General features: G+C 49.8%; 15 protein-coding genes and 1 riboswitch. Of the genes, 5 read left to right on the top strand and 10 right to left on the bottom strand.

Annotated features, from left to right (window positions below; translation table 11 throughout):
• Positions 1 to 3 precede the first annotated feature (3 nt).
• From KNO61_RS09830 to KNO61_RS09800, 7 genes are all read right to left on the bottom strand, one after another.
• A complete protein-coding gene (locus tag KNO61_RS09830) occupies positions 4 to 618 on the bottom strand; it encodes a flavodoxin family protein (RefSeq protein ID WP_214685956.1) in 615 nt (204 codons plus the stop codon).
• Positions 619 to 724: 106 nt separating this feature from the next.
• A complete protein-coding gene (gene galE, locus KNO61_RS09825; protein ID WP_214685958.1) occupies positions 725 to 1,741 on the bottom strand; it encodes a UDP-glucose 4-epimerase GalE in 1,017 nt (338 codons plus the stop codon).
• Between the two features lie 41 nt (positions 1,742 to 1,782).
• The gene (gene pelG / locus KNO61_RS09820; RefSeq protein WP_214685959.1) at positions 1,783 to 3,243 is read right to left on the bottom strand and encodes an exopolysaccharide Pel transporter PelG; all 1,461 of its coding nucleotides are present in this window, start codon (positions 3,241 to 3,243) and stop codon (positions 1,783 to 1,785) included.
• Entirely contained in the window at positions 3,224 to 4,642 is a 1,419-nt protein-coding gene (pelF, locus tag KNO61_RS09815) for a GT4 family glycosyltransferase PelF (RefSeq protein ID WP_214685960.1), read from the bottom strand. The genes pelG and pelF overlap by 20 nt, the downstream gene beginning before the upstream one ends.
• A complete protein-coding gene (locus KNO61_RS09810) occupies positions 4,639 to 6,480 on the bottom strand; it encodes a DUF2194 domain-containing protein (protein ID WP_214873080.1) in 1,842 nt (613 codons plus the stop codon). The genes pelF and KNO61_RS09810 overlap by 4 nt, the downstream gene beginning before the upstream one ends.
• A complete protein-coding gene (locus KNO61_RS09805) occupies positions 6,477 to 7,391 on the bottom strand; it encodes a hypothetical protein (RefSeq protein WP_214685964.1) in 915 nt (304 codons plus the stop codon). The genes KNO61_RS09810 and KNO61_RS09805 overlap by 4 nt, the downstream gene beginning before the upstream one ends.
• Positions 7,388 to 8,614, bottom strand: coding sequence for a hypothetical protein (locus tag KNO61_RS09800; RefSeq protein ID WP_214685966.1), 1,227 nt, complete (start codon positions 8,612 to 8,614; stop codon positions 7,388 to 7,390). Before KNO61_RS09800 ends, KNO61_RS09805 begins: the two co-directional genes overlap by 4 nt.
• Before the next feature lie 69 nt (positions 8,615 to 8,683).
• Positions 8,684 to 8,770: riboswitch (cyclic di-GMP riboswitch) on the top strand.
• Between the two features lie 40 nt (positions 8,771 to 8,810).
• Between KNO61_RS09800 and KNO61_RS09795 the strand changes: the two genes are divergently transcribed.
• Positions 8,811 to 9,668, top strand: coding sequence for a glycoside hydrolase family 191 protein (locus tag KNO61_RS09795; protein WP_159562914.1), 858 nt, complete (start codon positions 8,811 to 8,813; stop codon positions 9,666 to 9,668).
• 124 nt (positions 9,669 to 9,792) lie between these two features.
• Here KNO61_RS09795 and KNO61_RS09790 read toward each other — a convergent pair whose 3' ends face one another.
• The 3 genes from KNO61_RS09790 to KNO61_RS09780 form a co-directional block, all read right to left on the bottom strand.
• Positions 9,793 to 11,349, bottom strand: a complete 1,557-nt coding sequence (locus KNO61_RS09790; protein ID WP_214685994.1) for an FMN-binding glutamate synthase family protein — start codon at positions 11,347 to 11,349, stop codon at positions 9,793 to 9,795.
• Between the two features lie 78 nt (positions 11,350 to 11,427).
• Positions 11,428 to 11,814: a hypothetical protein gene (locus KNO61_RS09785; RefSeq protein ID WP_012727263.1), complete on the bottom strand. Its 387-nt coding sequence runs from the start codon at positions 11,812 to 11,814 to the stop codon at positions 11,428 to 11,430.
• 83 nt (positions 11,815 to 11,897) lie between these two features.
• The gene (locus tag KNO61_RS09780) at positions 11,898 to 12,746 is read right to left on the bottom strand and encodes a MurR/RpiR family transcriptional regulator (protein WP_214687487.1); all 849 of its coding nucleotides are present in this window, start codon (positions 12,744 to 12,746) and stop codon (positions 11,898 to 11,900) included.
• 109 nt (positions 12,747 to 12,855) lie between these two features.
• On the opposite strand from KNO61_RS09780, the gene KNO61_RS09775 reads away from it, so the two are divergent.
• From KNO61_RS09775 to KNO61_RS09760, 4 genes are all read left to right on the top strand, one after another.
• The gene (locus KNO61_RS09775; RefSeq protein WP_371816597.1) at positions 12,856 to 15,363 is read left to right on the top strand and encodes an EAL domain-containing protein; all 2,508 of its coding nucleotides are present in this window, start codon (positions 12,856 to 12,858) and stop codon (positions 15,361 to 15,363) included.
• A 371-nt stretch (positions 15,364 to 15,734) separates the two neighbouring features.
• The gene (locus tag KNO61_RS09770) at positions 15,735 to 16,940 is read left to right on the top strand and encodes an MFS transporter (RefSeq protein WP_214687489.1); all 1,206 of its coding nucleotides are present in this window, start codon (positions 15,735 to 15,737) and stop codon (positions 16,938 to 16,940) included.
• A gap of 250 nt (positions 16,941 to 17,190) precedes the next feature.
• Positions 17,191 to 18,072: a phosphogluconate dehydrogenase (NAD(+)-dependent, decarboxylating) gene (gene gnd, locus KNO61_RS09765; RefSeq protein ID WP_214685974.1), complete on the top strand. Its 882-nt coding sequence runs from the start codon at positions 17,191 to 17,193 to the stop codon at positions 18,070 to 18,072.
• Between the two features lie 89 nt (positions 18,073 to 18,161).
• Positions 18,162 to 19,505: a GntT/GntP/DsdX family permease gene (locus KNO61_RS09760; protein ID WP_214687491.1), complete on the top strand. Its 1,344-nt coding sequence runs from the start codon at positions 18,162 to 18,164 to the stop codon at positions 19,503 to 19,505.
• The last annotated feature ends 11 nt before the right edge of the window (positions 19,506 to 19,516 follow it).

The raw sequence follows: 19,516 nt of genomic DNA, 5'->3' as shown, positions 1-19,516 counted from the left end.
GATTCATTCCATCGTATTCCCTTCTGCCGGAATGGGATGGTTTTTAAGCATTCTCGCAAAATGAACGAGGTTATATGCCATCGTCTTGCCATGAGACTTCGTGAATTCATTTTCTCGTCCAGCATCGAGGTACGAGTCACCCGGTCCCGCTTCTCCGACCCAATATGTGTCGACGTTCGGTGGCACGGTGAAACCGATGTGGGACAATCCATATAGAATCGAAGCACAGGCGTGTTTCGCCCCATCCTCGTTCCCCGTGACGACGACTCCACCGACCTTGTTGTAGTAAATCGCCTGTCCTGATTTGTTCGTCAGTCCGCTACCGCCATATAGCCGTTCGATCACTTGGGTGGCGACGCTACTCTTCTCCCCGAGCCAGAGTGGTGTCCCAATCACGACAATATTCGCGGCCTTCACTTTCTCAAAAATCTGTGGCCACTCGTCCCCACCCCCTTCATCTTCCGTCACACCGAACTTGACGTTGTAATCAACAATCCGAACAATCTCTGATTCGACGTCGAGCGCATCGAAGTGCGGGATGATGTCACGAATCAATCCTTCCGTATGGGACGTCGTGTCTCCACCTTTTAGCGAACAGTTCAAAAACAAAGCTTTCATCCAATCCCTCCTAAGTAAATGACGTTCCATTAGGTGTTCCCGTTCGCTATCCTTTCTAATACAAAAAGAGACGACCATCGTGTGATGACCGCCTACTTCATAGGATTTATTCACTGTACCCTTTCGGATTATTCGATTGCCAACGCCAAGCGTCCCGACACATCGCTTCAATGTCATGTCGCACTTCCCAGCCAAGAATGGCCTTAGACTTTTGCGGGTCGGCAAATATCGCCGCGACGTCTCCGTCTCGTTTATCCGTGATTTGATAAGGAATCGTCTGTCCGCTCTCCTGTTGGAACGTTTGAAGCAAATCAAGGACGCTGTATCCTTTCCCTGTCCCGAGGTTGAACGCCTCCACCCCTTCATATTTCCCCACATACTCCAACGCCTTCAAATGACCAAGCGCCAAATCTACGACATGGATATAGTCGCGCACGCCTGTCCCGTCATGCGTCGGATAGTCATCCCCGAACACTTGAAGCTCTTTTAGACGCCCGGCCGCGACTTGTGTGATGTATGGCATCAAGTTGTTTGGGACATCGAACGGATCTTCGCCGATCGTCCCGGAGTCGTGCGCGCCAATCGGATTGAAATAGCGAAGAATCGCAATCGACCAAGAAGAATCAGCTGTATAAAGGTCGCGCAATATCTCTTCGATCATCAGTTTCGTTCGTCCATATGGATTGGTCGCACTGAGCGGGAACGATTCATCGACCGGAGATGTGGTTGGGATTCCGTAAACGGTCGCCGATGAACTGAAGACGATACGTTTTATCCCAAATTGATTCATCATCCTTAACAAGACGAGCGTCCCAGCTACGTTGTTGTCATAGTAGTGAAGTGGTTGGCTGACGGATTCGCCGACTGCCTTTAGACCCGCGAAGTGAACGACCGCATGAATCGAGTGCGTGGAGAAGATTTCATCAAGCAATTCCTGATCTCTAATGTCGCCCACGTATAAGGTGACCTTCTTTCCAGTCAGGATCTCGATTCGCTGAATCGCCTCTTGTCGGCTATTGGACAAGTTGTCCAAAATAACGACTTCGTATCCTTCCTCGAGCAATTGAACCGTCGTGTGTGTCCCGATATATCCCGCGCCACCTGTCACAAAAATTGTTTTCATGTGCTTCACCCCATTTTCTAAAAGTTCATCTGCTGCGATTGTTAAGCCGAGCGATCATTGAGCCAGTCCCCGACACGACGGAATGTATCCGTACGCGGAGGTGTTTCGCTTCGGCTAAACGTATGATAATCAATCTCGGATACATATCGAATCAAGCGAATGAGTGAGAACGCGAACGCAATCGTGCAACCAATCGCAAAACTAAGACCGTAACTGTCTGGTCCAAGTGGTAATAACAAGAACGTCAACCCTGCATTCATCGTGATGAAGAGTGCCGATGTATACGCCGCTCCCCGATGGTCTTCAAAATAGAGCAGGACGAGTGTGAGAACGAGCACCATGGCGTTTGAAAAGGCACCAATCGTCGTCATTTGAAAGACGTCCCGAATCTCAGGTGACAGACCTAGTAGCGGGAACAAGACGACCGCGAACAGAATAAAGAGAAGCGACACGAGCCCTTGATTTCGGAACAGTCGTTGCAACTCTTGTCGTAAGACGAGGAGCATGGCCGCTTTCGAACGTTGAATCTGTTGGTACGTCCCACCCTCGTTCACGTATCCATAAAACACGCGATACCGCTCATAAAAACGCGTCTCGACTGACACAACGAATATCGTCATCGTCGGAATAATCGTCAAATAAGAGAGGAAGATAGCTGTGTCATAGATTGGATGATAGCGGAATGTGTCGAGGTGGACACTCCCTCCTTCCGCGAACCAGATGATCCATGTGCCGACCCAGATGCCGATGTTATAGAGAAAACTGGTCCAAAAGAGTGCCGGATAGCGGTCAAAATAGCGATAGAACGAGAACTGACCGACCGTACTCCGGTTTGGGAACGTAAGGAGCATCGATGTGAACAAGCCGAACAACGTGACGACAAGACCGAGTGTCATACTCGCTGTCAACGCGAAGCTCTTCATGTAGGACTCCGTCAAATATTGCATCAAGAACTGGTCCGTGATGAGGACCGCGGCGACTGAGACGATGCCACCGGCCACAAAGCTATAGGCTACCGCCTGATAGAACTTGGCCGCACTGAGGAACAAGAAATGTACCCAAATGAGGTTGACCGTCATGAATAGGACGAATGCCAATGCGTTCAATAAAGCAGGGAGTTCAGAGAACGTAAGGAAGATAGCGAACAACAGCGACGCGATGGCGACCGTCGTCTTCATCATCCCGATGAACGCCGGGAAGATGTCTTCATATCGTTTCTCATAAAAACAATCCGCCAAGTACCTCGTGACGACGAGCTGCTGCACGCCGAGAACGACTTGCGAAAAAATAAAACTGTAAGAGACGATCAAATTGAACGTCGTGCGTTCTTCGAGTGTGGCGATAGATAGATAGCTCGTCAGCCACTGCATGAGGGCAATCGTGACGATGACGATCAGCCATGGTCCTGATGTGACGAGCCCGGCAAATGCATATGCTTTGATTCGTGAAGAGAAGTAGTCTTCTTGAAACAACTGTTGTAACTTAAACCCGATGCCCGCCATATACCGCTCTCCTCTCTTCATATAAGTGTAGATATGCATCGATAAACTGATCGGTGCGATAGTACGTCTCGACTCGCTGTTGCCCGTTTCGTCCGAGTCGGCGCGCATCTTCACGATTTTGATGGAACCAGACGCAACGCTCTGCGATTCGCCGTGGATTGACCGGCGGAACGACAAATCCAGCCGGACCGAACGGTTCATCCGGTCGCCCGTTCACGAGTTCCGCACAGGCCCCGACGTCCGTCACAATCCACGGGACACCAGCGGCCATACCTTCTAGTACAGCAAGCGGTTGTCCCTCGGAGATACTCGTCAACAAACAAACATCGAATTCGGGAAGGTGTTGTCGAATATCGACTTTTCCGACCATTAAGACGGACTGTTCAAGCTCGAGTTGCCGAATGAGCATCTCGCACTCCGCCGCATACTCCTTATCCTCATCAAGTGGTCCCATAATGGTCAGTTCGAACGGGACGAGCATGTCTTGTAACAGTTTCGCCGCATAAATCATGGTTTTAATATCTTTGATCGGAACGACGCGAACGATGGCACCGATTCGTAGTTTGTCCACTCCCAGCACATGCCCGAGAGCAGACAAGCCCGTCACGTCAATCCCGTTCGGAATGATACTTAATTTCTCAACAGGTGCCCCGAGCTGACGTTGCAACTCGCCGTTTCGTTCAAAGAGTGTGATGACGTCATCTGCCTTTCGGTACGCTTCCCGGGAAATGTGGTGGAAGAACTGAATCCAATGGGAGCGAAACTCAGCCGGAATCCAAGATGCCTGCAACAGTTCTTCTTCCCGTTCACGCGAATAGATGCCGTGTTCAGTCAAAAGAAACGGAATGTTTTGTCGTTCTTTCATCGCACTCGCAATCAGGCCCGCATATCCGGTCGAGGCCGCGTGCACGAGGTCGACCTGAGGTAATCCGGCTTGGAGTAAATCAAGGACAGGCGCATACATACTGCGCCACATCCAAAAGTAATCGATGAATGAACCGGCCTGCCCTTCTTCTTGATAGCTCTCCGTGACGAGCTGATAGAAGAGACGACTCGAGAAGAATTGTTCTGGTGTCCCGATTTGATTTTCAAGAATCGGATAGATGGACGAATCGACTTGACCGAATGTCATCCACGTCTTGATTCGCTCCCGTTCCGCTTCCGATAACGCTTCCGGTCGACGTTTCCGTGTCGCCCGTTGAGTGAGGGCGAGCGTGGTGACGCCTGTTACATTCTTCGGTAACGTATAGCGATAATCTGCCTCTGTCTTCGGATTCGGCATGATTGAGATAATCTCAAACTCATGCATCGGCATCTGTTCCATCAGCATGTGAACCCAGCTCGATACGCCACCGCTCACATATGGATAACTCCCTTCGACAACAATTCCTATTTTCATGGGCGACCCTCCAATATCGGGAGACGAACAGACGTGTCTCTCAATTCAACTTGATACAATGTACCATTCTCATCAAATTGCTTGACTTCACCATAATCGAACCTCCCTGTATCGAGACGTTTCCCAGGTTGCACACGAACGAGTAACGTCGACGAGACAGGCAGTTGTTGGGCATTGATATCGATCGCATCATTCGTGTAAGCCACATCGATTTGCGCATCTTGATAAAGCTTGTATTTCCGATACGCATCATACTGACTCAAGCCCTCGAGATGTGGATATTTGGAGTAGAGTGTCTGGAATAGTCCTTCAAACGATTCTTTCATCATCTCCCACCCTCTCCCTTTCGAGCGATAGTCATCTAACACATCATCCGGGTGAATGAAGTGGGAAACGAGTCCGAAGTTGGCGACGGCATCAATGACGACAAATAGATCATCCGGTGTCTCGTTGTATCCGCTCGATACGCGAGGAAAATCATACAAGTTCGGATAGACCGGGTCGGGTCCGAACTCTTGAATGTAACTTCCTTTTGTCGCATCTCCGCTGTAGAGTCCTGCGACAATCAGCCCTTTCGGAAACTTCTCGTTCAACACTTCAAGTCCGGATTGACCGATGATGTTCGATGGTGGCACGTAGCTCTGAATCCGCTCATTCGGCAAGTAATAGTCAAACGCCTCAACGACACGGTCAATGGCGGAACGCATATCTTCCTGACTGTCCCATTTTGTATATCCAAGCTCCGGGTCCATCACTTCATCTCCCATGACGAGTGGCTGGTGGTTGAACCCGTGTAGCCCGACCTCCCCATTCGTTTGAAGTAAGCCGCGTCCGTATTCAAGCATCGGTGCTCGAATTTTTTCAATGAGTTGTTCTGTCGTCTCCTCATTCGTCGCTTTATAACTCCCGATAATGAAACCGGTATAGGTGACGTCATAGTTAGCACCGATTTGCTTCATGTCTTTCCACCAAACCTCCGAGAAGAACTCTTTGATGGACAAATCATATTCTTTCGTGATGACCGGATTTGAATAATTTGGCACCGGTGCAGGGAAGTCGTCGAGGTGAACGACCTTGATGCCAGCTTGCGGCATGACGAACGCCGGGAACAGCATCGAAAGCGTCTGCACCATCAAGCCGCGTGAGTTCTTATCCGTCAACGACGTCGTATTCCAAAACATCACTTCGCCCTTCCCATAAGGAGACTGCCATAATATTGGTTCGTTTTTGGCAGAAATGAGGACGTCCGCCTCTTCTTTCAATTTGACGTCAGCAATGCTGTGGACGAACAACCCTGAGTCTTGAGGCAAGTCGACATACCCAGGGAAAATTTCTTGTTCAAAAATCAACCCGTTGATTCCATCTTTAAAGTCCCCGAAATCACTTACGCCGACCAGGTCCGCCCAGTCTTGATCGATGAATCGTCCGGCAACGTAGAGCCGTCCACCTTTTTCAACGAAGGACCGAATTGCCTCGTACGGCCATGATTTCGTATTTTCCCCGCTGACGACGAGAACGTGTCGTGGAGAAGGCTCAATCGATGCGATGGCCTCTGCTTCGATCGAGGTATAAGACAACTTTGCATAGTCGAGCGCATATTTAAAGTTATTCAAAACAGCTGTCGACAAATCGTCGTCATTCTGATGGATGTAGATTTGAACCGGATCCCCCTCCACCGCTCTCACCTCACCCGCGAGTGTCGTAAAGGATTTCGGCTCATGTGCTTCTTTTGGGATGAGCCGATGACCATAGTCAAGCCGTAAAAACTGGACGACGACAATCATCGCGATGAGTAAAGAGAACAAAGACGCGATATACGTCGTAATCGATTTATTCATATATGGGCACCTTCTAACTGTTGAATGACAAAGCGATAGTCCTCTGGAATGTCTTGCAAACCGAGATGTTGATGCAGGCGGTCGAGGGTCGGACGTAGGGACGTCCAATCGCCGTTCGTCATGTGGTGTTCAATCAACATGACATATCCATCGGGTACATTTGGATGATAAAGGGTGAGCGCCTCAGCCAATCGTTCTCCCGTTTCCAAGTCACCCGAGCGGAACGAGAGGCGGGCTTTCGTGCGTAAGTACGTTTCGTCTGTTTCGTCGTACTCACTCAATTGATCGAGGTGAAATAATATCCGTTGCTGGATGCGCATTTGCATATCATGATCCAAGAGACCGCTATCTAAGAACGAAATTCCGGTTTCAATTACCGGATAAATCGTCTCCGGTCGCTCCGGATTCACTTGTGCGATTCGCTGTTTTAACATCAAATCGTATCGGTCGAACAGTGTGTTTCGGACGGTCGCTGCATAGTGGACCGTTTCCGTATCCTCGTGTTCGAGACCTAAGTGTAAATATTCTTCTGTATTCATGAGCGGTGTCGACATGAGTTGTGTGATCGATTGTTTCCGCTTGTTCCCGTCCATCTGTAAGGCTTCCGTCAATGGGACGAGATCTAAATCTTCTTTCGCCTGTTGCTGCAAGCGTTCTAAGTTGACCGTCTCAAAGTTGATGTACTCATCGTAGTCGAGAAGCGTCTTCGGTGAGGCGAAGCGTCGGGCAATCACATATCCAATCAAACCAAACAGTTCTCCGACAATCGGGATGACGGCACTGACGAGAAATATCGAGAGCCAGACTCCCTTTTCCGTCGCATCGACTTTCGGTCGTACAATCAGTCGATACAAGACGAAAAGGACCGTCGCATGCAGAAGGAAGAAAAGAAGAATCATCCAACCGGTCATAGGCGTTTCCCACCTTTCACATAGAAGACATGCTCAATCCGTTCCTTGAATCGTTCGGCTGATTCAACCGGTGTACCTGGAAGGAGAAAATGAAGGATGCGATCGTCTTCGTCATATCCGATAACGTCAATTTCACGCATCGACTGTCTCAAAATCAATTCCATTTCAATCAATGACAAGTCCACACCCTCTACAGGCAATGTGACCGTACTATACGGTTGACCATATTGCTCATGACGAAGTACTTGTTGGGCCACTTTTTGTTCGAATGCTTCCATACGGAACATGTGCGTCCCGTCGACGAGTTGGTCGCTGACGAGCATCCATTCGAGGGCATCGGCCTTTTCAATGCGCGTTCCCGTCCAATCCAAGACGAGTTTCATCATGTTCATCTCATGACTACGTAAGCGTAAGATATCGATTTCATGGACGACCAAGACTTCCTTCACCGTTCCTTCATAACAAATCGGTGCAACGAGAAGCGGTCCATCTAGCTCATCTGCTAAACGAAGCGTCGGCTTTTTCGATTGGAACATCCGTGCGAAAATTCCCTCCTCCGAATCGATGAAAAGCGTCTGGGGCAAACGTTCTACCTCTCCGGAACGGACATGAAGACGGAGTGTGCGCCGCGATGCATCCACATGATATAAAGCGAGTTGACGAGCACGGAAGACACGCGTGAAAGTTCCAATTAAATGATCACGTACTAAAGCGGTCGCATCTTGATCGAGTTTTAGTCCAATCTCATAAATCTTTGAGAGCGTATAGGTCGAGTCGAGGACTCGTTTGCGCATCTCCCCTTGCGACTCTTGTAGTTGTTGTATCGTCTGTTTCAGTTGTTCGTTCTCATCCATCACTTCTTCTTGACGAATGTGGAGCGACTGGTAACGCTCCCGATAAGAAGTACTGAAGACACCCGCACTAAGCGCGACGAAGAAGTGTAGCAAAATCCAAGCCAGTTCATTCGTATCGTAAAGGAATAAGAGCAAGTCTGAGCCTTCCATCAAAAGGAATGAGAAATGATAGAGACTCGTCAACGCAAAGCTGACGAAGGCACCGAGCAAACCATACCGTAAAGAAAACAGGAGAATATAAAAAATTAATGGGTCAATCGCCCAATCTGACAAAGAAAGACTAAATGTATAGTCCAAAATGCCGATAAGTAAAATAGTCACAATCATTTCAATCCATTTGATGGATGTGCGGTGTTGGGTATAAATCATAGTGTCACTCATTCCTTTACGTGGTATTTTAGTAGTAGGACTTTCAATGGATTGTCGACAAAAATTTCATATCGAGACGGGCAAACTTACTGAAAAGTAAGGGCGCAAAGACATGGGTCGTCGATCTTTTTAGATACCGATCGCCAGTCTGCAATAGCCGCAGCCGCTCTCTGATAACTATCAGGAGGGTTTTTTTATGGGTATTTTCTCAGCCAAACGAATCGTGACCATCTGTTGTGCATTTCTCGTTGGATTGGCGTTTTTGACGCCGCAACAAGCGGTCGCTAAAGCGAGCAATCCGCTCGCAAACGTCGAATCGTACAAAATTTATTACGATATGCCGACAAAGACCAAAATTAAAAAGATGCAACAGTATGACCTTGTCATCATCGAGCCTGTTTATTATACTGCAGCGCAAATCAAAGAGTTACAGAAATATGGGACAAAAGTGTACGGCTACATCAACACGATGGAAGCTGACAATTGGAACGTCGATTTCATCAGTCAGATGAACGAGTCGGACTTCTTCCACCGCAACGGACAACGTGTTCATTATGCGGAATGGGATTCTTATTTAGTCGATATGACGTCAACCCACTATCGTGAGTTGTTGACGCGTGAAGTGGAGAAACAAATCGTCGCCAAAGGATTGGATGGTGCGTTCTTAGATACCGTCGGCAACATCGATAATGAGCACTCGGAACAACCGACCATTTTAAAAGCGCAACGTGACGGGATGAGTCAGTTCATGAAGACGATCAAATCCAATCACCCTTCCCTTTCTCTCATTCAAAACTGGGGATTTGCGACATTGAAGACGTATACGTATCCATATGTGGATGGCGTGATGTGGGAAAGCTTCAACTACACGACCGTAGCAAAAGATCAATGGTCAAAAGACCGCATCCAAGAGTTGCGTGACCTTGATACACGTTACGGGATCAAAGCGTTGACCGTGTCTTCGAAACAACGTCCAAAGAGCGCGGCGTATGCTGAAAAAAATGGCTTCATCCATTTCCATTCAAACGCTTCGTTAGATTATAATAAATTCTGACTTTCATTTTCATGATTGTACAAGTATCTGGTAGTTTCTACAATGGAAATGCTAAAAAAACATCCCACGTGTATGCCTTCTTTATCGGCAGATTCGTGGGATGTTTTGATAGATTCACTTCATTCTAGTGAGATAAATCATAGCCTGTCCGAACACGGCCATCCGGTTCTTGATACACCACATGATCTAATGACAGTTCCGTCGGCGATTGAACGCCTGCCGCAGCCGTCATATTGTACAGCCCTTCCCGGAGCGAGATGATGTAGTTCGTCACCCGAAAACTTTTCTCATCGACAACGAGGGCACGCTGCAGTTTCGGGTCAGTCGTCGCGACACCGACCGGACAGCGGTTCGTGTGGCAAACCTGTGCCTGGATGCACCCGACATTGAACATAAGTCCGCGAGCGATATTGACGAGGTCTGCGCCGAGCGCGAGTGCGATGGCTATCTTATCCGCCGTGATGAGTTTCCCAGAGGCGAACAGTTTGACTCGGTCTCGCAAACCGTGCTCGATGAGAAGGTGATGCACGTAAGGGAGCGCCGCCTTCAGCGGTAAACCTACTGTATCCGCAAGCTCTTGATACGTCGCACCCGTCCCTCCTTCACTCCCGTCGATGGTGATGAAATCAGGTACAATTTGAGATCTCGCCATCTCACGGACGAGCGAGTCGATGTCTTTCAACTTCCCGACCACAAGCTTGATGCCGACCGGCTTTCCACCGATTTCACGTAAGCTCTCGACAAACGCTAACAATTCCGTATGGGTGTGAAATTCAGAGAAGCGGTTCGGGCTGTCAATCGTTTCCCCGACTCGTACCTGACGAATCCGGGCAATCTCCTCGGTCACTTTTGATCCATCGATATGACCTCCGCGTGTCTTCGCTCCCTGCGCGAGTTTCAATTCGAACGCCTTCACTTGCGGGAGTGCGCTTTTTTGTTTGAACGCTTCCACCGAAAACGCCCCGTCTTCATCCCGGACACCGAAGAGCGCCGGTCCAATTTGACAGATGAGATCGACGTCCCCTTTTAAACGATAGTCGGATAGTCCACCCTCCCCAGTATTCATCCACGTGCCACCCGCACGACCGAGCCCAATCGAAAGCGCTGTGATGGCCCTGTCTCCGAGCGACCCGAAACTCATGGCCGACTGACCGACAAGCCCTCGAACGTAGAACGGTTCCCGGCACGTCTGTTCGCCTATGATGACGGTATCTTCTTCTGTTAATAAGTACGGGGAGATGTCTCGTTCGACGAGATGTTCTTTTCGGGTGAACAGATTGTCTTCATCGAGTTCATACACCCATGTCGACACTTTCGTTGAATTGTCGATTCGTAACTCGTTCCGATTTGTCGGGTACAATGCATTTTGAAGATAGAACCCACCCGCGTCAAAATCTCGCTCCGAGCCGAATCCGATGATGCGCGACTTATACTTCCCTGCGATGACGGCCGACTCATAATCATTCCGTGAGAACGGCTTCGCCTCATTGTCATTCAGGAACAAGTATTGCCGAAGTTCGGGTCCCATCTTCTCAAATATATAGCGCAACTTTCCGAGAATCGGGAAGTTCCGGAGGACGGAGTGTTCGCGTTGGTTCCGGTCACGCCTCCACAGATAAAAAATCAAGAGCGGTGGCGTGATCATGATGAGCAACATGAGCATCAGTAAAATGGTTAACATCGATGTGGTGAGTGACGCGGAATTCCCTCCTCTATGGCTCGACGAAAAACACCCTGTTTCCAACAAAACAGGGTGTCATCAGTCGTTCGGGATCGTGACCCCGTCAAATTGTTCATTGCGGCATAGCGTGATTGCTTGCATCGCCAACTTATAGTCTTCTTCCGGCAAGGCAATCAACTCGGTCGGAAGGACCCATTCTTTTGAGTTATACAGATGGATGACGAGTTTGGTGAGCACAAATTCTCGTTTATCGAACGTATTGTCATCGATGATGGTCGAGGTCCGAATCTTCCCTGCTTCTAAATCCATATAAGGAAGCAACCGTTCACGAACATGGGTGTTTCCCGCAATCACATACAGCGCGGCGAAATATTCTCGACCGGTACTCCCCGGATCCGTGAGCCGTTGTGCCAACCGTTTGAACTCGTTGTAGTGGTCGGAAGATAAAAAATCAATATGGTTCATCGGTCCACCTTCTCTCTCTAAGCCTCGCTTTGCTCTCAAGGATTATAATTTCCACCTTTTTGTAGAAACTAACCCTCTTTCGCTCAGATTCGGCGCAGCGAAATCGCCTCACGCATCTGTTGAAGCGACGCCCGGGCTGCCTCGCCTCGGCGCATCATGACGGCTGTGAACAACGCATCAATCAGACTCAATTCAGCAATCCGGGAAGCGAGCGCCTCCGAGCGAAATGCCGTCTCTTGAGATACGGTATAGAGCGACACATCCGCCAGTTTCGAGAGAGGGGACTTCGCATAGTTGGTGATGGCAATCATCGGCACGCCCTTCTCTTTTAAGAGTTTGGCGATATCGAGTGTCTCTTTCGAGGCACCGGAATGCGAGATGACGACGGCGACGTCTGCGGTCGTCAATTGTGAGGCCGACATGAGCTGCATATGCGACTCGAGAATCGCGCTCACTTGAAGCCCGCTCCGGACAAACTTATGATAGGCATCTAACGCGATGACGGCCGACCCGCCGCTTCCGAAAAATTCGATACGGCGCGCCCCAAGAAACAGCTCAATGGTTTTCTCAAGAGAGGCACCCTCTAAAATCTGACGCGTTGACTCAATCGTCTTCCCGTTCGTCGAAAAAATTTTCTCTGCGATTTCGAGTGCCGTATCCGTCTCGATAATATCTTCATGAATATCTTGAAGCGGTGCGACGACATCTGAGGCGAGTGCGATTTTTAGCGCCTGATAGCCTTTGAATCCGACACGCTGACAAAAACGAAACACAGTCGACTCTGCCACATCGAGGTCATCTGCCACCTGATTGATCGTATGATGAATGATTTTTTCTGGTTGCTTCAAAATATAGTCGGCAATACGTTGTTCTTTCTTGCTCAGTGTCGAATAGGCACCACGGATGCGGGCCGTCCCGTTCATCGTTTCCATCAAGCATCACCCTTTCTCTTCTTCATCTAACGATACCGTTTCGAAAAAAATTCCGCAATGTGTGATTCATGCAAATGATTGACCCACCTTACAAAAGTAGGCAAGAAGCGTGATTCCCGAGTGTGCTACTCTAATAAAGCACTTTTTCATTCATTCTTTGTACCATTTGAAATTGAAAGGACTGTTTCTCATCGAACATCACCTGAGTAGCTCATATAACTTCACACTCGTCATTCTTTCCATCGCTGTCGCCATCTTCGCTGCCGGTGTCGCTCTCGATATTAGCAGTCGTTTGAAATATGCGAAGCACGCCTCGCGACTCAGGTGGGTCGTCGCTGGTGCCTTCAGCCTCGGTCTCGGCATTTGGGCCATGCACTTCATCGGTATGCTGGCGTTTCACTTGCACGATGATGTGACGTACCATCTCGGCATCGTACTATTATCCATCGTGCCGGCCGTCGTCGCTTCCGGACTTGCCTTTTGGATGATCAGCCATCCGGAGACACGACCAATCCAGCTCGTCTTCGGTGCCTTCTTGATTAGCGTCGGCATCGTCTCCATGCATTACATCGGGATGGAAGCGATGCAAATGAACGCCATCCTCACATACGACCCCATCATGTGGATTGCATCTGCCATGGTCGCCTTCGTTGCGTCGCTCGTCGGACTATATATTCTCTTTTATATCCCAAACGTCTCGCGATTCCATTGGCGCCGTCTAGCCAGTTCGGTCTTGATTGGGGTTGCCGTTTCTAGTATGCATTATGTCGGGATGGGCGCAGCCCGTTTCACCCCGATGGAAGGTGCGGCCAAACCGGTCAGCGACTATGCCGTCGACAGCACCCTACTCGCCTATGTCATTGCGGCGAGCGTCATGACACTATTCATCTTGATGTACATCTCGCTCCGGACGGCATCACAACTCGAGGCACAGTCGGAAGAACTAGAATTAAAATTCGAATCCATCATCGAGTCAGCCTCTGATGCGATTATCGTTGCCGACCATACTCGTGTCATTCTCCAATGGAATCAAGGGGCGACCGACTTGTTCGGATATACGTATGACGAGATGATCGGGCAATCGATTGTCGCCATCATTCCGGAACGATTCCGAGATGCGCACGAGCGCGGGATGAAGCGTTATGAAGCGACAGGTGAAAAACGCGTCATCGGTCAAACGGTCGAGCTCATCGGATTACGAAAAGACGGTGTCGAAGTGCCAATCGAGATGTCACTCGGAACGTGGAAGACGGACAAGGGCATCTTCTTCAGTAGCATTATCCGTGACATCAGTGAACGGAAACGAATCGAGGCTCAAATCAACGACCTCGTCTATTTGGACCCGCTCACCGGTCTCCCGAACCGTCGTCTATTCAGCGACCGACTCGACGCGCTACTCGGTCAGTCCCAGCAAGAATCGTTCGCCTTATACTATATCGACTTGGACAACTTCAAGGTCATCAACGACCGGTTCGGCCACTCGATCGGCGACCAATTCTTGAAACAAGTGACGACCCGCATCCAATCGACGATTCAAAAGTCGGACACGCTCGCCCGTCTCGGCGGAGATGAGTTTATCATCTTGTCGCCACATACGAAAAGTAACCTCGCGGCCCATCGTGCGCAGGAGCTCATCAACATCCTCCATCCTCCGTTCGAACTCGAGAACGAGGAAGTGTTCACCGGTGCCTCGATTGGGATCAGTCTCCATCCATCCGACGGGGATACGGCAGAGGATTTAATCAAAAACGCTGACATCGCTATGTACCGGGCGAAGGCCGACGGCAAGAACGGCTATCAGTTCTTCACGAACGAACTGAACGAGTCCGTTTCCCGTCGTTCGAACTTGTCGATGGCACTCCGGAAAGGGATTGGACGTGGCGAGTTCACCGTCCACTATCAACCGCAGATCCAGCTAGAGACAGAAATGGTCATTGGTATGGAAGCACTCGTCCGCTGGAATCATCCAGACCTCGGGATGATTTCGCCTGGCGAGTTCATTCCGATTGCCGAAGAGACGGGAAGCATCCATCGCCTCGGCGAGTTCGTCTTGAATGAGGCGTGTCGCCAAAACAAGGCGTGGCAAGATGCGGGCATTCCCCCGTTTCGGGTCGCCGTCAACATCTCGGCCATTCAGTTCGCTCAAAAAGACTTGCCGGAAGTCGTCAGCCGCGCACTCGACTCATCAGGTCTCGACGCGCAGTATTTAGAACTCGAGTTGACCGAGAGCGTCATCCAAAGTGCAGACCGCGCCATCGAGACGATGCATGAGCTCGTCGCCCTCGGCGTCCACCTCTCCATCGACGACTTCGGGACCGGTTATTCATCACTCAGTTACTTGAAGCTGTTCCCGATTGATACGCTGAAGATCGACCAGCACTTCACGAAGAACATCGAAAGTGACGAGAAAGACGCTGCCCTCGTCAAAACGATCATCCGCATGGCGCACGAGCTCGATTTGAACGTCATTGCGGAAGGGGTCGAGACCGAGAATCAAGTCGCTTTTCTGAAAGCCGAATCATGTAACCAGGCACAAGGATATTTCTACAATCGTCCTTTGCCGGCGGAAGAAATCGAAGTCTTCTTCCAACAATATAAGAAAGCATCATCAAGTTAATTCGTTCGACCTCCGTGACGGGGGTCGATTTTTTATTAGGATTTTGACGATCGCTGAGTCACACCGAGCAATGCGCAAAGGTTACCCGACACCTCTCAATGATTGGAAAATTGTTGCCTGAAAATGACGAACTATTTGAGTGATCTTTCGCCCATAGCTTTAAATCGATGAAGACGACACAATAAAAATGACCTCCGATGATTATATCGGAGGTCATTTTACAAACATACGTTCGTTTTATAGTACAACGCAAACAAGCGCCTATATATTCGCTTTTTCTATTTTTAGTCTAGCAAATCCCGCAACATAAGTCTATTCTTTCTCTCCACGACCTCTTACATTAAAGAGAGACTCTTGAAAGGAGCATATCTATGGAATTATACCGTTGGGACCTCAATCTGAAAGTTCGCTTATTCGGCGAAGGCTTATTCAACCTCTTGTTTTGGATGTACTTTCCATTCATCACCGTCTATTTCGCCCGGACGCTCGGTGTCGAGCTAGCCGGACTACTCATGGCCGTGCCACCGTTGTTCCTGCTAGTCGGCAGCTTGATTGGCGGTTCGCTTGCAGATGAGATTGGTCGCCGCCCCGTCATGCTCGCCGGGACGTTCTCACAAGGTTTCCTATTCCTCGTTTTCGCTTTATCAACGAACGCCTATGTCGATTACATCACCTACATCAGCATCGGTTTTATGGGTGCCATCTACAAACCGGCCAGCTCGGCGATGGTCGCCGACCTCGTTCCGACTGAACATTTACGGAATGTATTCGCGACGTTTATGGCTTCGAACAATATCGGTGCTGTTCTCGGTCCGCTTCTTGGTGCGGTCCTCTTTTTCGAGTATCGTCAGGCGCTCCTCCTCGGCTGCGCCCTTGTTCTTTTTGGTTACGGGGGTTTGCTCGCGGTTCTAACCAGTGAGACACGACCGGTCTCGACCGAGAAGACGGTCGCAACGACATTTTTCACCCAAGGGCGGTCGTATGCGACGATTTTGATTGACCCGCTTTTCCGCCTCTATCTGATTGCTGGCGTATTCGCCTTAATCCCAATCATGCAACTAGACGTGTATTTACCTGTCTATTTGATTGAACAAACTCCGGCCACGTTCAACGTCTCGAATACAGTCTTATTCGGCTGGCTCGTTGCATATAACGGCCTCTTGTTCGTCGTCTTCATCATTCCTGTCACACGTGTGTTTCGGGCGTGGGACGAACGGCGTGTTTTACTATTGTCGACTTTCCTAGGAGGTTTCGGGACGTTTCTCGTCGCCTTCTCATCAAATATCTGGTACTTGCTCATCGTCACGACCATGTTCACGTTCGGGGAGCTGATTCGTTCTCCCGTCAGTCAGAGTTTCGTTAGTCACTATGCACCAATCGAGTCACGTGGACAATACCTCGCGACCGATACGCTCCAAAACACAATCGGCAAGTTCCTCGCACCGGTGACGGTATTTGCATCAGGATTTCTCTCCCCTCTCGCTGTGTTCACACTCATCTTGCTGTCGGCACTCATCGGTATGGGGCTGTATGCGAAGCTATTTGACAAGCTGAACCAAATGAAAGTTTCGTCTTAGGGTTACCGCAATCACTTTATTACTAATCAACGCTTGTATCGCATTTCGGGAATTTTATTCACTCTCAAAGATTGATCGTTCGTTCTTGTATCTATATAAGAGTGCCTGTCCGTCGTCCCGCCTACGAATTAAGCCGGGACGCTTTTTTTGCATTACTCGAAAAAAATTCCGTCATTAGACTTGTAAGTCGAATTTATTTTGATATGATAAATCTAGAGACGGAAAAAAATTCTTTTTCAGGGGTGACAATATGGAAATTGGTTTGATTGGTTTAGGTAAGATGGGATACAACTTGGCACTCAACTTGAGCGACCACGGACACACGGTCGTCGGGACGGACGTCGGGAATGTCACTTCGGACGCGTTCTCCATCGTGCCGACGCTCGAAGATGTCGTGAACAAATTGTCGACGCCACGCGTCATCTGGACGATGGTCCCTGCCGGCGACGTCACCGAAGCGGTACTCGCTGAACTATATGAGCGCCTCGAACCCGGCGACATCGTCATCGACGGCGGGAACTCGAACTACAAACTCTCGGTCGCACGCGCCGAACAGTTCGCCGAGAAAGAGATCAAATTCTTCGATTGCGGGACGAGCGGAGGCACGGACGGGGCACGAAACGGTGCCTGTACGATGGTCGGGGGTGACGCGGAGGCGTGGCCAACGATTGAACCAATCTTCAAAGATCTGTCTGTCGAGAACGGCTACTTGTATACAGGTCCTGCCGGAAGCGGTCATTTCTTGAAGATGATCCATAACGGCATCGAGTACGGGATGATGCAGGCGATCGCCGAAGGATTCGATATCTTGGAGAAGAGCCCGTTCGACTATGACTATGAAAAAGTCGCTCGTGTATGGAATCACGGGTCGGTCGTACGTTCTTGGCTCATGGAACTCACAGAGAATGCCTTCAAGAAAGATGCGAAGCTCGATGAGATTCGCGGGGTCATGCATTCATCCGGTGAAGGTAAATGGACGATTGAGACGGCGCTCGACCTTCAAGCCGCGGCACCGGTCATCGCCCTGTCGCTCATGATGCGCTACCGTTCACTCGAAGACGACACGTTCTCAGGAAAAGTCGTCGCCGCGCTCCGCAACGAGTTCGGTGGCCACGCGGTCGTCAAGAAGTAACATCTGTGGAAAAGGTCACGGGGATATGGCCTTTTCCTTTGCTAGGAACTGTAAACGGTTACATATTCGGAATTTAGGGGGAATACTCAATGTCTGGCTCAACACTTATTTTGATCGCCTTAGCCGGGATCTTCTTGCTCTTATTTTTGGTCATTCGCACAAAGCTTCATGCATTCGTTTCGTTGTTACTTGTCAGTTTAATCGTCGGGGTCGCAGCCGGCATGCCACTCGGGGATGTCATCGCCTCCATCCAAAACGGGATGGGCGGAACGCTCGGCTTCGTCGCCGTCGTCGTCGGTCTTGGCGCGATGTTCGGGAAGATGCTTGAAGTATCGGGTGGCGCGGAACGTCTTGCCCAGACACTCGTCAGCAAGTTCGGGGAAGACAAGGCACAATGGGCGCTCGGGATTACCGGATTCATCGTCGCCGTCCCGGTCTTCTTTGATGTCGGTTTTATCATTCTCGTTCCAATCGTATACGGTCTCGCAAAAAAGACGGGACGCTCGCTTCTTTACTATGGGATTCCGCTCCTTGCGGGTCTCGCGGTCACACACAGCTTCATCCCGCCGACACCTGGTCCAATCGCTGTTGCGAACTTGATCGGTGCCGACCTCGGTTGGGTCATCTTGTTCGGTGTCCTCGCTGGGATTCCGGCCATGATTTTAGCCGGTCCGGTTTTTGGGAAGTATATTGCTAAGAAAATTCATGTGACGATTCCGGATTACATGGAATTTGAAGAAATCGATACATCGAAAGAACTACCAAGTTTCAAAATGATCTTGTCGCTCATCTTGATCCCACTTGTGTTGATTTTAGCGAACACGCTCTCAGCGGTTCTCTTGAACGAAGGCAACGCTGTCCGTGATTTCTTGACGTTCCTCGGACATCCATTCGTTGCCTTAACGATTGCGACGCTCCTCACGTTCGTCTTCCTCGGGACACGTCGTGGATATTCACGTGACGAAGTACAAGAGATCGCAACGAAAGCACTCGAGCCAGCCGGAATCATCATCCTCGTCACGGGGGCCGGTGGTGTGTTCAAACAAGTACTCATCGACTCTGGTGTCGGTGACGTGCTCGGCGAAATGATGGCCGGTTCACCACTTCCGGCAATCGTTCTTGCCTTCTTGATCGCAACGGTCGTCCGTGTCGCCCAAGGGTCGGCAACGGTGTCTATGGTCACAGCGGCCGGACTCATCACACCGCTACTCGAAATCCAAAACATCACGGGCGCGGCGCTCGGATTGATTGTCATCGCCATCGCTTCAGGGGCGACCGTCCTCTCACACGTCAACGACTCAGGCTTCTGGCTCGTCAACCGGTACTTCGGTCTCGACGTGAAAGACACGCTCAAATCATGGACGATCATGGAAACGATTATCGGACTCACCGGCTTTGCCGTCGTGTTCTTGATTAGCCTATTTATCATCTAAGTTAGGAAGTG

The sequence above is a fragment of the Exiguobacterium sp. s140 genome, assembly GCF_018617035.1.
Taxonomy (GTDB): domain Bacteria; phylum Bacillota; class Bacilli; order Exiguobacteriales; family Exiguobacteriaceae; genus Exiguobacterium; species Exiguobacterium profundum.
This window is presented reverse-complemented; position numbering and strand designations above follow the sequence as displayed.

Bases quoted from the DNA above. Each gene is read 5' to 3' on its own strand.
- KNO61_RS09830 (WP_214685956.1), bottom strand. From the start codon at position 618: ATGAAAGCTTTGTTTTTGAACTGTTCGCTAAAAGGTGGAGACACGACG.
- galE (WP_214685958.1), bottom strand. From the start codon at position 1,741: ATGAAAACAATTTTTGTGACAGGTGGCGCGGGATATATCGGGACACAC.
- pelG (WP_214685959.1), bottom strand. From the start codon at position 3,243: ATGGCGGGCATCGGGTTTAAGTTACAACAGTTGTTTCAAGAAGACTAC.
- pelF (WP_214685960.1), bottom strand. From the start codon at position 4,642: ATGAAAATAGGAATTGTTGTCGAAGGGAGTTATCCATATGTGAGCGGT.
- KNO61_RS09810 (WP_214873080.1), bottom strand. From the start codon at position 6,480: ATGAATAAATCGATTACGACGTATATCGCGTCTTTGTTCTCTTTACTC.
- KNO61_RS09805 (WP_214685964.1), bottom strand. From the start codon at position 7,391: ATGACCGGTTGGATGATTCTTCTTTTCTTCCTTCTGCATGCGACGGTC.
- KNO61_RS09800 (WP_214685966.1), bottom strand. From the start codon at position 8,614: ATGATTTATACCCAACACCGCACATCCATCAAATGGATTGAAATGATT.
- KNO61_RS09795 (WP_159562914.1), top strand. From the start codon at position 8,811: ATGGGTATTTTCTCAGCCAAACGAATCGTGACCATCTGTTGTGCATTT.
- KNO61_RS09790 (WP_214685994.1), bottom strand. From the start codon at position 11,349: ATGTTAACCATTTTACTGATGCTCATGTTGCTCATCATGATCACGCCA.
- KNO61_RS09785 (WP_012727263.1), bottom strand. From the start codon at position 11,814: ATGAACCATATTGATTTTTTATCTTCCGACCACTACAACGAGTTCAAA.
- KNO61_RS09780 (WP_214687487.1), bottom strand. From the start codon at position 12,746: ATGGAAACGATGAACGGGACGGCCCGCATCCGTGGTGCCTATTCGACA.
- KNO61_RS09770 (WP_214687489.1), top strand. From the start codon at position 15,735: ATGGAATTATACCGTTGGGACCTCAATCTGAAAGTTCGCTTATTCGGC.
- gnd (WP_214685974.1), top strand. From the start codon at position 17,191: ATGGAAATTGGTTTGATTGGTTTAGGTAAGATGGGATACAACTTGGCA.
- KNO61_RS09760 (WP_214687491.1), top strand. From the start codon at position 18,162: ATGTCTGGCTCAACACTTATTTTGATCGCCTTAGCCGGGATCTTCTTG.